Here is a 13,174-nt window from a genome sequence, read left to right as displayed (position 1 = left end):
GATCAGTTTGTACGATTGATGTATCAACTCTTGTGCCAGATTTTTTATCGTTAAAAATCAGCTAGATAAGCCATAGGAAGTCAATATGACTCGAACCAAAAAGAGTCATATTGACTTCAATATTTGTCATAAAGACACCAGTCGCCTTCAGGGCTGCTTTGCGTAAGCCCCTCTGAAATCAGAGAACTCACCGGCACCCTCCACTTGCACCGCTCCGTCGAGCAGGCGCAAACGATAGAGCGGCTCGGCGATCTGGTCCTGACCAATCACCAGATTGCCCGCCTGCAACGGCCACTGCCGGTTCTCCTGACGGGGTGGTTTGCCCGGTTGCGTCACGGCCATCTGGATCAACGCCTGCTCACCCGCGCCCTTCTCGGTGGCCGGCACGATTTTGATCGTCAGCCACGCCGATCGCTCATCCGACGCCATCATCACGTAACGTCCTTCACGCTGTTCGCCCGTGGGCGTCTGAAACTTTTGCGGTGCAACCCGGAACGCCGTCGGTCGCGCTTCGAAGATCAGAGACTTGTCGCCGTCGTGCCATGTTCCGCCCTGAAAGCCGTGCTCATCAGGCTCACCTGCCACGTACCAGTCGCCGGTGACACGGCCCTGGGCATCCAGCTCATGCAGCAACACGGCTCCGTCATCGTAGGTCTCGCCCACCAGCCGGATCGGTTGGCCATTGCCCGTTTTCGTGTAACGAACCTCGCCAATGTAGACGCCACCCAGCATCTGCCACCACAGCTCGAATGCGATCTTGCCGTCAAGCTTGCCCCGCAGCATCACCGGCGCTTCACCTACTGGCCCTTCAAGGCGACGCTGCTCCAGCCATTTGCCGTCCTTCAATTCCCGCTGCGTGACGTCGGTGTAACCCGCCGGCATCAGCGGGCTGCCTTCGGACGGACGCTGTGCCACCTCGATGGTTTCGGTCACCTTGACCGGCGAATTGTTCTGCACCTGCCAGGTACGGCTCTGGCGCCAGCAGCAACCGCTTTTCGCGTGAGTGACCAGCCGGCGAGCGGCGGAATCGACTTCGAACAATCCCAGATACGGTTCGCGAGTCAGCGCCGACAATGCCTTGTTCGGCACCAGCACCGGGCTCGACGGATCGAACAGATAGACGTCGTAGGACGCCGCGCCGTAGCCACCGTCGTTACCGTTGCGGATCGCCAGATCCTGGTGTCCATCGAAATTGAAGTCGCCAAACACCACCAGACGTTGCTCGTCGCATCGCAAGGCCTTGGCTGAATCGTTGAGCGGAACCAGGTCAACGGCATCGGCCGTGTCGATTCGTTGCAACACTTCGCCATTGGACTTGTCGCGCAGGATGACTTGCGCCGCCACTGGCTCGAAGTTCTGCGTCGGTGGATGCTCGATGGTCACATCGACGCTGTACCTGTTTGCCGGATCCGAGAGCTGACAGCTCAACGGTTCGGCACTGGCCGACGCGGCGGCAAACAGGCAGAAAAAAACCCATGTACGAGAGGCAACCATGATGCAGAGCGTCCTTGCGGCAAAATCGGGGCGGCAAGTCTAACGACAAACGTTTTTGGGCGCACTTGTCGATCTATGGCGCCTACGACCCGCTTCGGACTGACTACGCTATTAATCCAGCGTGTCTAACCTGCCGAGGATGACTGCCATGCAACGCTTTCAGAAGCTGACCCCGTGCCTGTGGTTCGACGATCAGGCCGAGGCGGCGGCCAAGTTCTACTGCTCGATCTTCGATCACTCGAAAATCACCGCCCTCACCCACTACAGCAAGGTCGGCCAGGAATTCCACGGCCGCCCGGAAGGGTCGGTGATGACCGTCAGTTTCGAACTCGACGGCCACAGCTTCACCGGGCTCAATGGCGGGCCGGTGTTCAAATTCAATGAGGCGATCTCGTTTCAAGTCAATTGCCAGACCCAGGAAGAGGTCGACCACTTCTGGGGCAACCTGTCTGCAGGCGGCCCAGTGGAAGCCCAACAGTGCGGTTGGCTCAAGGACAAGTTCGGCGTGTCCTGGCAGATCGTGCCGGTGGCCTTCATGCACATGATGACCGACGCCGACCAGACCAAGGCCCAACGGGCGATGCAGGCCATGTTCGGGATGAAAAAACTCGACATCGCCGAACTGGAACGAGCCTTCGCCGGCCAGAGCTAATACACTCGGGCACTGGCCTGCCGAGAACGACAACGATGAAACACGCTGCCGCCAAGAACCCCGAACAAGCCCCGCGCTTCTGGCGCGACGATGCCCTGCCCTTCATCGAAGCGCGGGCCATCGCCGATGGCCGCGAGGTCTGCTATTCACGGCACTCTCACGCGCACTTTTCCATCGGCGCGATCACCGCCGGGCGCAGCACTTACGTGCATGAACAATCCTCGTTCGAAGTGTCGGCCGGCACCGTGGTGCTGATGAATCCGGGGGACGTGCACGCGTGCAACCCGATCGACGATCAGCCGTGGTCGTATTTGATGTTGTATGTGGAAACGCCGTGGCTGACGGATCTGCAGCATCAACTGGGCTTCAGTGCGGAACTTGAGTTTCGGCGGTTTTCCGATACCCATTTGAATGATGCCAGGCTGTTTCGCGACTTGAATGCGTTGTACGCGATATTGGTCGACGATCAGCAAGACGTGTTGCGTAAGCAGAGCGCGGCGGTAGAGTTTTTCAGCGACCTGCAACTGCGCCTGAACCCGATCGAACCACCGCTTCGCGAACCGAACTTCAAACTCGAACGCGCCGCCGACTTCATCCGCCAGCACTGCACCGACCTGCTCAGCCTCGACGACATCTGCGTCGCTGCCGAACTGTCACCGTCGTACCTGATCCGTGCCTTCAAACAACACTTCGGCATGACGCCTCACGCGTTTGTGGTCAACCAGCGCATCCAGTTCGCTCGCGAGTGTTTGCGTCGCGGGCAGTTGATTGCGGATGTGGCGCTGGAGGCGGGGTTTGCTGACCAGGCGCATTTTCAGCGGGCGTTCAAGCAGCATCTGGCGGCTACGCCGGGGCAGTATCGGGGATAACAACAAAACGGCCCGCAATGGGCCGTTTCGGTTTCAGTATTCAGACACGGGGCTCTGCTGCCACATCCTGGTTATCCAGCACCCGGTTCACCGCCAGTTCCGCCAGCATGATCAGCTGCCCGATGCCCAACAGCACATGCCGCTGCGGCGCATCGATCATCCCGGCAAAATCGCTGGCCATGGTTTTGGCCGAGGTCAGGGTTTCGCAGGCGTCGGCGAGCAGCTCTTCATTCGGGATGCCGGGGGCGATGAGGTAGCGGGTGTTGGGTTTGAGCAGCGGTTTTCTGGGGTGGAACGGATTGAGGTAGTGGTCGAGGGCGCGGTCGGCGGCTTCGTGGAATTTCTTGGAGTCGAGGGTTTCGTAGGGTGAGGTGGTGTCGGCTTCGGGTGGGTTTGGCGTTGGTTTGATCATGGTGAAGCTCCTTGATAGGCGGAGCTGCAACCGTTCGCGGTCAATCGAAACAGGTGGCAGCTGTACGCGGGTTGACCGACCGGGAATCAAGGAACCCGGCATACCCGAAGGTATCCCGCGCACAACCGCCATAAAACGAACAGCCATGAAAGCTGAACGAAAACGGCACGCTGGCGCCTTGATTGAGTCGGACGGTCAAGTCCGGTCGCTGATTCGTCAGCGACCGACACACGATAGAGCCCGGCCCCAAGGCCCACAAGCCGGCGGATTCTGGCGGATGCGTAGGCAATGGCGCAAGGTGTTGTGGCTTGCCGGACGCATCCTTAAACACCTTTAAACCCAGCGCCTGCCATGCTTACGGCAGCAACAGATACCCCGCACTCACTGCCAACAACAGCGCCATCACCCGATTGAACAAACGCATCCCCGCCGGGTTGCCCAGATAGCCGCGCAGAAACGTCCCGGCATACACCCAGCAACCCACCGACAGATAACAGATCACCAGATACACCGCTGCAAACTGCCACACCAGCCGCGCCTCGCCATCAGCGACAAACGCGCCCATCCCCGCCACGCAGGCCAGCCACGCCTTGGGATTGAGCCATTGCATCACAGCGCCGTAGAGCATCGACGGCGCCCTGCCCGATTCTCCCGTATTCAACTGACCGTTATCGGTGGCCAGTTTCCAGGCCATGAACAACAGAAACGCCACCCCGGCCAGTTGCACCACACGGGTCAGCGACGGCCACAGCGTAAGCACTTCATGCAGCCCCAGCCCCATCAACACCAGCAACAACACAAACCCCAGCGTCGCCCCGGCCACATGCCGCTGACTGGCGCGAAAACCGAACTGCGCCCCCGAACTCAACGCCACGATATTCACCGGCCCCGGGGTAATGGACGCGACCAGGGCAAACGCCGCCATCGACACAATCAGACTCATCGCACACCTGCTTCAAATCGAGGAACAAGGCGCCCACAGTAGCCAGCACACGACCCGGCGGTATTGAACGAAATTACCCCCGTATCCGTAGACCCACTACGCTGTAGCTCTGCGACCACTCTCGACTGGAAGTCTGCCCTCGATGATTTTGATTCTGCTGCCCGCTGCCGATTACGACCCCACCGAAAGCAGCGTGCCCTGGCAGGCCATGCGCGATGCGGGTATCGAAGTGCGCTTTGCCACACCGCAAGGCTTACCCGCCCACGCCGACCCGCGGCTGGTGGACATCGGGTTCGGTCTGTTGAGTTCGATGCTGATGACGCGCAAGGCCGACCTCGACAGTTATACGCAGATGATCGAATCCGAAGCGTTTCGCCAGCCGCTGGCGTATGCCGATGTCGACACGACCCGGTTCGACGGTTTATTGATTCCCGGCGGCCATGCCAAGGGGATGCGCACGCTGCTGGAATCCAAGCACGCCCGGCAGATCGCCCTGCAATTTTTCAAGGCTGAAAAACCCGTGGCAGCGGTGTGTCATGGCGTGTTGTTGCTGGCCCGGACGCTCGATCCCGAAACCGGGCGTTCGGTGTTGTTCGGGCGCAAGGTCACCGCATTGCTCGCGGCAACCATGGAGCTGCCGGCGTGGCTGATGACCTCGTTCTGGCTGGGGCGCTACTACCGCACCTACAAACAGACGGTCGAGGCAGAAGTGAAAACCGCACTGGCCAGCAAGGCCGATTTCATACGCGGCCCACTCATCGCCAAGCGAGATTGCGCGCAGGCACCCCACGCGGGATTTGTGGTGCGCGACGGCCAATTGCTGACGGCGCGCTGGCCCGGCGATTGCCATCGATTCGCCGCCGAATGGGTGGCCCTGTTGCAGGCCACCCGACGCGAGCCGGTACTCAGTCCAGACGTGGCACGGTGAAGCGAAATTCGCTGCCCTGTCCCGGCTCGCTCTCGGCAACAATCCGCCCGCCATGGGCCTCGACGATGCCCTGCGTGATGTACAGGCCCAGCCCGGTGCCGTTCGGATTGCCTTCCTTCACCGTCCAGTAGCGGTCGAACACATGCGGCAAGTGATCCTTGGGGATGCCTTCGCCGCTGTCGCGCACCGTGAAGACGATGTCGTCACCGACCGATTTGGCATACACATCGACCGTGCCCAGACGCGGGGTGAACTTGATCGCATTGCCGACCAGATTCGACAGCACCTGAAACAGTCGCTCAGGATCGGCATGGATGCTCAGATCGGGATCGGCCTCGAACGAGATGCTGATGTCCTTGTCCAGCGCCAGTGGCGCGAGCAGTGATTGGGCTTCTTCGAACATCTGCGCGACGTCGAGTTTCTGCGGCGCGATGGTGTAGCGCCCGGCGTCGATTTTCGAGGTATCGAGCAAGTCCTCCAGCAGCGTGTTCATGCGCCCGGCGGCTTGTTGCATGGTGTCGATAGCCGTCGAGATACGTCGTGAGGTGTGCGGCCCGTCTGAGCTGAAAGCCTTCTGCATCATGCCGCACAGCATCGAGATCACGGTCATCGGGTTGCGCAGATCATGGGAAACCACCGCCACCAGTTCATCACGGGCACGCACCGCTTCCTGCTCGCGGCGCACCTGGCGGGCCAGGTCGTTTTCCAGCGCCGAGCGACGCAGGTCGTTGGCGGCGAACAGATCGCCGTGGCTCCACTTGGTGGAAATTCCGGCCATCTCGACCTTCCAGATTTCGAACGAAGTACGCGGTCGCAGACGCAGGCCCGCGTCGGAGTTTTCCAGGTCCAGCGGCTTGCGCGGGTCTCCGCTCCAGTTGATGTTCTCTTTGACTTCCGGGCGGAACCACAGCACCCCGTTGTCCACCGGTTTGGGCAGGCTCATGGCGAGCACACCGCTGGCGACCTGCTGATACTGCGCGGCCGGCGGATAGACGCTGGCCAGGTGATGACTGGCAAACACCGGCTCGCCGCGCTCCTGCAACCATTTGTGCAGAGCGCGAATATCTTCCGGCTCCGGGCAGTTGCCATAGCGGTGCAATTGCTTGTCTTCGATGATCGCGATGCCACCGGCATTGGCCAGCGCCATCAGGACCTGCGGCTGATTGGCCAAGCCATCGAAGACGTTCTGTGGCGAGTCGATCATCGCCTGATTGAGCAACGCCAGCGCCTCGACCTTTTCTTCACGCTGACGGCTGACTTCCAGCGCTTCCATTGCGCTGATCTGCAACGACAACACCTGGCCGATGGTCTGGCACGCCGTGCGCAATTCATGGGGTACGTGCAGCGGCTGACGGTTGCCGCAACTGATCAGGCCCCAGAGCCGGTCGCCCTTGAGCAGGGAAATGCTCATCGAGGACAGCACGCCCATGTTCTTCATGTACTGACAGTGAATCGGCGACACACTGCGCAACGTCGCGAAGCTCAGGTCCAGCGGGGCCTGGGTGTCCGGGCGCAACTTGGGCACCAGCGGCACCGGTTGGTAGTCGGCATTCGGGATGATCCGCAGCCAGTTGGTGCGGTACAACTCGCGGGCCTGCTCGGGAATGTCGGAGGCCGGGAAAAACAAACCGTTGAAGACTTCCATCGACGGATCGGACGCTTCGGCGATGACCTGGCCGTGGCCCTCCTCCTCGAAGCGATAGATCAGCACCCGGTCGTAACCGGTCATGGCCTGGATTTCCTTGACGCTGATGTCGTACAGCGTCTGCAGGCTCTGGGCCTTTTGCAGGCGCGCAAGCATCCGCCCCAGATGGGTTTCGGTGCCGGCGACGTTGCGCGGCTGGAAGTTTTCGACGTGGATTTCCAGTTCCAGAATCAAGACGTCCTGATGCCGGTGCAGTAAGCCTTCGAACGCGGTGCCGTTGAGACGGAAATGCAGCGGCGGCGCGTCGGACAAGGCCGGTTGCTGCAAGGCTTCGCGAACCTGCGCGGCATGGGCATCGCCGATCAGGCTTTGCAGTGGCTGGCCGATCAGTTCTTGCGCCGGACGGGCGAGCAACGTCTCGACGTTGGCGCTGATCTGGATGATCGAAAGGTCCGGCTCGCTCAGGGTCAGCAGCAACCCGTGAGGCTGGATCGCGCCGGGGAAGCGGATCGGCTCGTCGGCGCAGTTGGCCAGCAACTCTTCAAAGGCTTCTTTGTCTTGCGGGGTCATACCAGAACCTCCTGGCTTTCGAGCCAGCGCTCGAAACAGCTGAATGTGGTGTGGGCGGCCGTCACAACGGCTTCACGCTCGACGGCGTCCATCGAGCGACTGCCCAGGTATTCGATGAAGTCGCGCCAGCGCCGACCGGTGGCAGCGCCGTAGATGTCCAGAAACGCCGCGCCGTTGTCCGCACCCAGGCTCAGCCGCGAAGCGATTTCCCGGCGCAGGATCTGCCCGCCGAGGGTCGCGCCTTCCAACACATACAGCACGCCCAGACACGCGGCGGCGGAGTCAATGGCGGGCAACTGGCGGCAGATCGAAAAGTCCTCGTCGTTTGCGCCCAACGCTTGCAGGTCGCGTTGCAGGGTCGGCGTCTTGAGGCGCGAAACCAGATCGAAATCGGCAGGGATCTCGCCGCTGTCCTGCAATGCACTTTCCAGTGGCTGATAGAAGCCGTAATAGGCGCGCATCAGTCGCTCGAAGGCTTGCAGATCAAGGGTGTCGGAGAAGAAAGGAAGGCGTTTTTCCAGAGCAATGTGCAGTTCGGCCGTGCCGGCGCGCAGATCCTGCAACACCGGTGGTACATGAACCTCGCGGGCCTTTGCTTGCATGTAGGTCGCTCGTACAGTGGGCCGCCTGGGGCCATGGGGGAATGGAATAGCGTGGCGCGAAAGCTTACACGGCCAAGGCGTTTTCTGACCGGTTGATGGGTTTTTCTGCCGATTCCATCACCCTGTGACGAATTCAGAGTTGGCGGGGCGGCAGAAAGTTCGAACGGATTCGCGCCCGGCAATCGCTGTACCGCGACTCCGCAGCCTGACTGTACGGTTCCGGCCCGCCGCCAGCATGATAAAAATAGCCGTCCCGCCACCGGAGCCCGCGTCATGGATCTAGCCACCCTTTCCCTGTTTCTGCCCGCCTGTTTCGCCTTGAACATGGCACCCGGCCCGAACAACCTGCTGTCGGTCAGCAACGCCACCCGTTACGGCTATCGTCGCGCCTGTGTGGCGGGTGTCGGTCGGTTGCTGGCGTTTGCCGGGATGATCGCCCTCGCGGCGGCGGGGCTGGCGGTGGTGCTGCAAACGTCCGAGCTATTGTTCTACGGGATCAAGATTGTCGGCGCAGGGTATCTTCTGTACCTGGCGTGGCAGCTGTGGCGAGCGAATCCGGCTGCAGAAGAAGCCGTTGCAGCGCCGGCAAACGGGCTTTTGGCCCTGGCGCGTCAGGAGTTTTTAGTGGCGGCAGGTAATCCCAAGGCAATACTGATCTTCACTGCATTCCTGCCGCAATTCGTCGACCCGACCCGCGCCATCACCCCGCAATTCATGCTGCTGGGCGCGCTGTTCCTGCTGCTGGAATGGATCGCCATCAGCGCCTACGCGTACATGGGCCTGCACATGCGCCGCTGGTTCGCCGAGCCGCGCGGCAAGCGGATTTTCAATCGCTGCTGCGCGGGGCTGCTGTCGGCGGCGGCTTCGGTGTTGCTGATGGCCAAACGGGCCTAAGCTTCGGACGGGCCTTTGAGCTCGACCTGATTGCCGTCCGGATCGAAGCAGTACAGCGACAGGCCATTGCCCTCGGCGCCGAAACGGGTGGCGGCCTTGTCGACGGACAATCCACAGGCTTGCAGGTGACTGATCAAAGCCTCTTCATCGAACGGCTCGATGCGCAGGCAGAAATGATCGACATTGCGCCGTTCGCTGCCGGCAGCGGCGCCGCCCTTGCGGCCGATTTCGCCGTCGAGATCGACCAGGTCGATCATCGACGTGCCGGCGCGCAGGTGTACCAGACCGAACTTTTCGTTGCGCTTGACCACTTCGGCACCGAAGACCCGGTCGTAGAAATCAATGCTGCGTTGCAGATCCGCAACGCGCAGCACGATGTGATCGATGTGTTGAATCGTGAACGGTGGCATACAGGCAATTCCCGAGTTGTAGCGACCCGATCACTGTAGTGCAGCGGCCCGAAAATTCATTGTCGATTTTTCGGTGGAGCCATCGAATAACTGGTTTTATCCTCGGCCCATGAACATACAAGCCGCTGTCCTGCCACCCCACGCCGAAATGGTTCGCGCCATGCTCGCAAGCGACACTGCCTATGAAGGCGTGTTCTTTACGGCCGTGAAAACCACCGGGATCTTTTGCCGCCCTACCTGCACGGCGCGCAAGCCGAAACCGGAAAACGTCGAGTTCTTCGCCCACGCTGACGACTGCCTGTCCGCCGGTTACCGCGCCTGCTTGCGCTGCAAACCGCTGGACGCTGCAGCCATCGCCCCGGACTGGGTGCAACGGCTGTTGAAAGCCGTCGACGCCGATCCGGAGCTACGCTGGAGCGATGCGCAATTGCTCGCCGAGGGCATCGAACCGCTGAAGCTGCGGCGCTGGTTCAAGCAGCATTTTGGCATGACCTTTCATGCGTGGCTGCGCACCCGCCGGCTCGGCATGGCGTTGGGCGGGATCAAGCAAGGCACGTCCATCGACCACGCGGCATTCGACTCCGGTTATGAATCCCTCAGCGGTTTTCGTGATGCGTTTCAGAAATCGTTCCACATCACGCCGGGACGCGCAGCAGCCAGCGAACCGCTGCTGTTCACCCGCCTGACCACGCCGCTGGGACCGATGATCGCCATGGCCGAGCGACGCGGACTGGTGCTGCTGGAGTTTCTCGACCGCCCGGCGCTGACCCGGGAAGTCGAAGAATTGCAAAACCGCTACGGCTACGTGGTTGCGCCAGGGCACAACGCGCATTTGCAGCAGATTGAAAATGAGCTGGCGCAGTATTTCGCCGGCAAGCTGAGCGAATTCAGCGTGCCGTTGCATCTGCCCGGCAGCGAGTTTGCCCGTCAGGTCTGGGCCGAACTGCGGCAAATCCCCTACGGCCACACCAGCACTTACGGCGCCATCGCCGCACGGCTGGGCAAACCCGGCGCCAGTCGCGCGGTGGGGCTGGCCAACGGGCACAATCGCCTGTCGATCGTGGTGCCTTGCCATCGGGTGATCGGTGCGGACGGCTCGCTGACCGGTTATGGTGGTGGACAGCCACGCAAGGCGTTTTTGCTCAGGCTGGAAAACGCTGCCGTGCAGCTGACGCAACCGTTGGCTTTCTGACAAACCGACAAGAAGGGATCTTGATGAACGCGCTCGACACACAGTTTCACCAGTTGCACCACGATGGCCTGCTGATCCTGACCAACGTTGCCGACGCCACGGGCGCGCGACTGGTCGAGCAACTCGGCGGCAAGGCCGTCGCCACCAGCAGCGCCGCGGTGGCCTGGGCCCACGGTTACCCGGATGGCAACACCTTGCCGCTGGAGCGCTTGATCAGCACCGTGGAGTCGATTGCCCGTGTCATCAAGGTGCCGTTGAGTGTGGACATCGAGGCCGGTTACTCCGATGACCTCGACCGGGTCGCCGAAGTGATCGATGCGGTTGTCGCAGCGGGTGCGGTCGGGATCAATATCGAAGACGGCAACGGCACGCCGGAACTGCTGGCGCGCAAGATCGAAGTGGCACGACAAGTCGCCGACAAGCGCGATGTGAAGCTGTTTATCAATGCCCGCACCGATGTTTACCTCAAAAGTCTGGTGCCAGCCGAGGATCGCGTAGCCGAAACCCTGCACCGCGCGGCGCTGTATCAGGCAGCCGGGGCCGATGGTTTGTTCGCTGCCGGGGCGACCTCCGCTTACGAAATCGAAGCCATCTGCAAAGGTACGACGCTGCCGGTCAACGTCCTCGGTTTCGCTTGCCTGCCCTCCCCCGAAGAACTGAAAACCCTCGGTGTACGTCGCCTGAGCGCGGGCTCCGGGATCGCCGAATTCCTCTACGGCGCCATGGGTTCACTGGTGAAAAGTTTCCTCGCCAGCGGCAAGCTCGATACCCACGACCTCAAGGCCTTCACCTATGGCGAAGTCAACGGTCTGCTGAAGTAAGCCATGCTCGATCCCTACCAACCGGCCAGCGAATTTCTGGCCAGCCTCGACGCCGACTGGCAGCGCCACATCGCTGCGGTCGGCCCTTGCCTGCATCAACCGCATCCGGCGCGCGATCCCTATGAATCGCTGGTGCGGGCGATTGCCTATCAGCAACTGCATGCCAAGGCTGGCGATGCGATTGTCGGGCGGTTGGTGGGGTTGTTTTCCGGACAGACATTTCCGCGTCCGGAGCAGATTCTGGTGACGGACTTCGATCGGTTGCGCGGTTGCGGGTTTTCGGCGGGCAAGATTGCGACGATTCAGGGGATTGCCCAGGCGACCCTGGACGGCGTGGTGCCGGATTACGCCACGGCGCTGGCGATGGAGGATGAGGCGCTGATTGAACGCTTGATCAGCCTGCGCGGGGTTGGGCGTTGGACTGTGGAGATGTTGCTGATCTACAGCCTGGAGCGGCCGGATATTCTGCCGGCCGATGACTTTGGCGTACGCGAAGGATATCGCCGGCTGAAGGGGCTGGAGGTGCAGCCTACGCGCAAGCAGATGATCGAGATCGGGTTGGCGTGGAGTCCGTTTCGCACCGTTGCAGCGTGGTATCTGTGGCGGGTACCAAAAGCGCCCTCACCGTAAGTGAGGGCGGCTTTCAAAGGCCCGACTTCAACCGACTGAACGCCCGAATCAAAGCCCGATTAAACACCTTCCCATTATCATTCTTGCTATACAACGAAGCCCTCACCGCCTCAGGCGGATAAGTCCCCGGATCATTACGAATCGCAGGATCAATCAACCCGTCCGCCGCCGTAATCGCATTGGCGTAGTGAATGGTGTCAGTAATCGGCGCGATCACCTCAGGCGTCATCAAGTAATCCATCAATGCCAATCCGGCCTCGGGGTGCGGTGCATCCTTGGGAATGACCATGGCGTCGAACCAGATCAGCGTGCCCTCTTTCGGAATCCGGTAATTCAACTTGAACGGCTTGTGGGCCGCTTCGGCCTGGCCCGCTGCGATGGCGACGTTGCCGTTCCACGACATCGCCACGCAGGTGTTGCCGTTGGCCAGGTCGCTGATGTTCAGGTCGTTGTCGAAGTAGCGGATGTACGGACGGATCTTCGCCAGTTGCTGTTCGGCGAGTTTCAGGTCGTCGAGGCTCTGACGGTTGATGTCCAGGCCCATGTACTTCATGACCGCCGCGAACACTTCGTTCGGATCGTTGAGCAGGCTCACCCCGCAATCGGCGAATTTCGACACCACCGCCGGGTCGAACAGCATCGCCCAACTGTCCCGTGGCGCCTCCGGCAAGCGCTGCTTCACGGCTTCTTCCTGATAGCCGACGCCAGTAGTGCCCCAGGCGTAGATCCCGGCGTAGCGGTTGCCCGGATCGAACACCGCCATGTGCTGGCGGAATTCGTCCCCAACCCCGGCAAAGTGCGGGAGCTGCTGCTTGTTCAAAGTCTGGATCGCGCCGCTCTCGATGGCTCTCGACAGGTGCTGGCCGGCGGTCAGCACCAGGTCGTAGCCGCTGCGGCCGGTGAGCAGTTTGGTTTCGACGGTTTCCAGTGAATCGAAGTGATCGGCGACCACCTGAAAGCCGGTTTTTGCCTCGAAATTCTTCAGGGTGTCCGGGGCCAGGTACTCGCCCCAGATATACAGATTGACCACCGGTTTCGCCGTCTCGGCAGCCTGCACACACAGGGGTGCAAGCACCAGCAATAACGCTTTACTCAGTTTGTGCAGGCCCATG

14 protein-coding genes are annotated in these 13,174 nt (G+C 61.1%); 7 read left to right on the top strand and 7 right to left on the bottom strand.

What is annotated here, in order from left to right; all coding sequences use genetic code 11:
- Positions 1-147: 147 nt before the first annotated feature.
- Complete coding sequence (locus tag AC3WRD_RS20345; RefSeq protein WP_102621906.1) at positions 148-1,494, bottom strand: FG-GAP repeat protein; 1,347 nt, start codon at positions 1,492-1,494, stop codon at positions 148-150.
- A 148-nt stretch (positions 1,495-1,642) separates the two neighbouring features.
- Between AC3WRD_RS20345 and AC3WRD_RS20340 the strand changes: the two genes are divergently transcribed.
- A complete protein-coding gene (locus AC3WRD_RS20340) occupies positions 1,643-2,146 on the top strand; it encodes a VOC family protein (RefSeq protein ID WP_102621907.1) in 504 nt (167 codons plus the stop codon).
- Between the two features lie 35 nt (positions 2,147-2,181).
- Positions 2,182-3,015, top strand: a complete 834-nt coding sequence (locus tag AC3WRD_RS20335) for an AraC family transcriptional regulator (RefSeq protein ID WP_102621908.1) — start codon at positions 2,182-2,184, stop codon at positions 3,013-3,015.
- 40 nt (positions 3,016-3,055) lie between these two features.
- Here AC3WRD_RS20335 and AC3WRD_RS20330 read toward each other — a convergent pair whose 3' ends face one another.
- Positions 3,056-3,427, bottom strand: a complete 372-nt coding sequence (locus AC3WRD_RS20330; protein ID WP_102621909.1) for a DUF6124 family protein — start codon at positions 3,425-3,427, stop codon at positions 3,056-3,058.
- 355 nt (positions 3,428-3,782) lie between these two features.
- On the bottom strand, positions 3,783-4,370 hold the full coding sequence (locus tag AC3WRD_RS20325) for a LysE family translocator (RefSeq protein WP_096820512.1): 588 nt from the start codon (positions 4,368-4,370) through the stop codon (positions 3,783-3,785).
- Positions 4,371-4,512: 142 nt separating this feature from the next.
- Between AC3WRD_RS20325 and AC3WRD_RS20320 the strand changes: the two genes are divergently transcribed.
- The gene (locus AC3WRD_RS20320; RefSeq protein WP_102621910.1) at positions 4,513-5,298 is read left to right on the top strand and encodes a type 1 glutamine amidotransferase domain-containing protein; all 786 of its coding nucleotides are present in this window, start codon (positions 4,513-4,515) and stop codon (positions 5,296-5,298) included.
- On the opposite strand, the gene AC3WRD_RS20315 is transcribed toward AC3WRD_RS20320, so the two are convergent.
- Together AC3WRD_RS20315 and AC3WRD_RS20310 are read right to left on the bottom strand one after the other, a co-directional pair.
- Complete coding sequence (locus AC3WRD_RS20315) at positions 5,276-7,513, bottom strand: ATP-binding protein (RefSeq protein WP_102621911.1); 2,238 nt, start codon at positions 7,511-7,513, stop codon at positions 5,276-5,278. The two genes, AC3WRD_RS20320 and AC3WRD_RS20315, sit on opposite strands and share 23 nt — an antisense overlap.
- Complete coding sequence (locus AC3WRD_RS20310; protein ID WP_102621912.1) at positions 7,510-8,115, bottom strand: biliverdin-producing heme oxygenase; 606 nt, start codon at positions 8,113-8,115, stop codon at positions 7,510-7,512. The genes AC3WRD_RS20315 and AC3WRD_RS20310 overlap by 4 nt, the downstream gene beginning before the upstream one ends.
- A 273-nt stretch (positions 8,116-8,388) precedes the next feature.
- On the opposite strand from AC3WRD_RS20310, the gene AC3WRD_RS20305 reads away from it, so the two are divergent.
- On the top strand, positions 8,389-9,009 hold the full coding sequence (locus tag AC3WRD_RS20305) for a LysE family translocator (RefSeq protein WP_102621913.1): 621 nt from the start codon (positions 8,389-8,391) through the stop codon (positions 9,007-9,009).
- Here the strand turns inward: AC3WRD_RS20305 and AC3WRD_RS20300 are convergent.
- Positions 9,006-9,419, bottom strand: a complete 414-nt coding sequence (locus tag AC3WRD_RS20300) for a VOC family protein (RefSeq protein ID WP_102621914.1) — start codon at positions 9,417-9,419, stop codon at positions 9,006-9,008. The genes AC3WRD_RS20305 and AC3WRD_RS20300 overlap by 4 nt on opposite strands.
- A 109-nt stretch (positions 9,420-9,528) precedes the next feature.
- Here AC3WRD_RS20300 and AC3WRD_RS20295 point away from each other — a divergent pair, with 109 nt between their 5' ends.
- The 3 genes from AC3WRD_RS20295 to AC3WRD_RS20285 are packed head-to-tail and all read left to right on the top strand — an operon-like array spanning position 9,529 to position 12,062.
- A complete protein-coding gene (locus tag AC3WRD_RS20295; RefSeq protein ID WP_102621915.1) occupies positions 9,529-10,611 on the top strand; it encodes a bifunctional transcriptional activator/DNA repair enzyme AdaA in 1,083 nt (360 codons plus the stop codon).
- A 23-nt stretch (positions 10,612-10,634) separates the two neighbouring features.
- The gene (locus tag AC3WRD_RS20290; protein WP_102621916.1) at positions 10,635-11,432 is read left to right on the top strand and encodes an isocitrate lyase/PEP mutase family protein; all 798 of its coding nucleotides are present in this window, start codon (positions 10,635-10,637) and stop codon (positions 11,430-11,432) included.
- A gap of 3 nt (positions 11,433-11,435) precedes the next feature.
- Complete coding sequence (locus AC3WRD_RS20285) at positions 11,436-12,062, top strand: DNA-3-methyladenine glycosylase family protein (protein ID WP_102621917.1); 627 nt, start codon at positions 11,436-11,438, stop codon at positions 12,060-12,062.
- A 13-nt stretch (positions 12,063-12,075) separates the two neighbouring features.
- Here the strand turns inward: AC3WRD_RS20285 and AC3WRD_RS20280 are convergent, their stop codons facing one another.
- Positions 12,076-13,173 (bottom strand): extracellular solute-binding protein, encoded by a 1,098-nt coding sequence (locus tag AC3WRD_RS20280; RefSeq protein ID WP_102621918.1) that lies wholly within the window; start codon positions 13,171-13,173, stop codon positions 12,076-12,078.
- Position 13,174: the final 1 nt, after the last annotated feature.

The sequence above is a fragment of the Pseudomonas sp. FW215-R2 genome (genome assembly GCF_058789255.1).
Note: the sequence above shows the minus strand (reverse complement) of the source record. Positions and strands in the feature narration are given on the sequence as shown.

What these genes read in the sequence shown, in the direction of transcription:
- AC3WRD_RS20345 (WP_102621906.1), bottom strand. Translation starts at nt 1,494, where the DNA reads ATGGTTGCCTCTCGTACATGGGTTTTTTTCTGCCTGTTTGCCGCCGCG.
- AC3WRD_RS20340 (WP_102621907.1), top strand. Translation starts at nt 1,643, where the DNA reads ATGCAACGCTTTCAGAAGCTGACCCCGTGCCTGTGGTTCGACGATCAG.
- AC3WRD_RS20335 (WP_102621908.1), top strand. Translation starts at nt 2,182, where the DNA reads ATGAAACACGCTGCCGCCAAGAACCCCGAACAAGCCCCGCGCTTCTGG.
- AC3WRD_RS20330 (WP_102621909.1), bottom strand. Translation starts at nt 3,427, where the DNA reads ATGATCAAACCAACGCCAAACCCACCCGAAGCCGACACCACCTCACCC.
- AC3WRD_RS20325 (WP_096820512.1), bottom strand. Translation starts at nt 4,370, where the DNA reads ATGAGTCTGATTGTGTCGATGGCGGCGTTTGCCCTGGTCGCGTCCATT.
- AC3WRD_RS20320 (WP_102621910.1), top strand. Translation starts at nt 4,513, where the DNA reads ATGATTTTGATTCTGCTGCCCGCTGCCGATTACGACCCCACCGAAAGC.
- AC3WRD_RS20315 (WP_102621911.1), bottom strand. Translation starts at nt 7,513, where the DNA reads ATGACCCCGCAAGACAAAGAAGCCTTTGAAGAGTTGCTGGCCAACTGC.
- AC3WRD_RS20310 (WP_102621912.1), bottom strand. Translation starts at nt 8,115, where the DNA reads ATGCAAGCAAAGGCCCGCGAGGTTCATGTACCACCGGTGTTGCAGGAT.
- AC3WRD_RS20305 (WP_102621913.1), top strand. Translation starts at nt 8,389, where the DNA reads ATGGATCTAGCCACCCTTTCCCTGTTTCTGCCCGCCTGTTTCGCCTTG.
- AC3WRD_RS20300 (WP_102621914.1), bottom strand. Translation starts at nt 9,419, where the DNA reads ATGCCACCGTTCACGATTCAACACATCGATCACATCGTGCTGCGCGTT.
- AC3WRD_RS20295 (WP_102621915.1), top strand. Translation starts at nt 9,529, where the DNA reads ATGAACATACAAGCCGCTGTCCTGCCACCCCACGCCGAAATGGTTCGC.
- AC3WRD_RS20290 (WP_102621916.1), top strand. Translation starts at nt 10,635, where the DNA reads ATGAACGCGCTCGACACACAGTTTCACCAGTTGCACCACGATGGCCTG.
- AC3WRD_RS20285 (WP_102621917.1), top strand. Translation starts at nt 11,436, where the DNA reads ATGCTCGATCCCTACCAACCGGCCAGCGAATTTCTGGCCAGCCTCGAC.
- AC3WRD_RS20280 (WP_102621918.1), bottom strand. Translation starts at nt 13,173, where the DNA reads ATGGGCCTGCACAAACTGAGTAAAGCGTTATTGCTGGTGCTTGCACCC.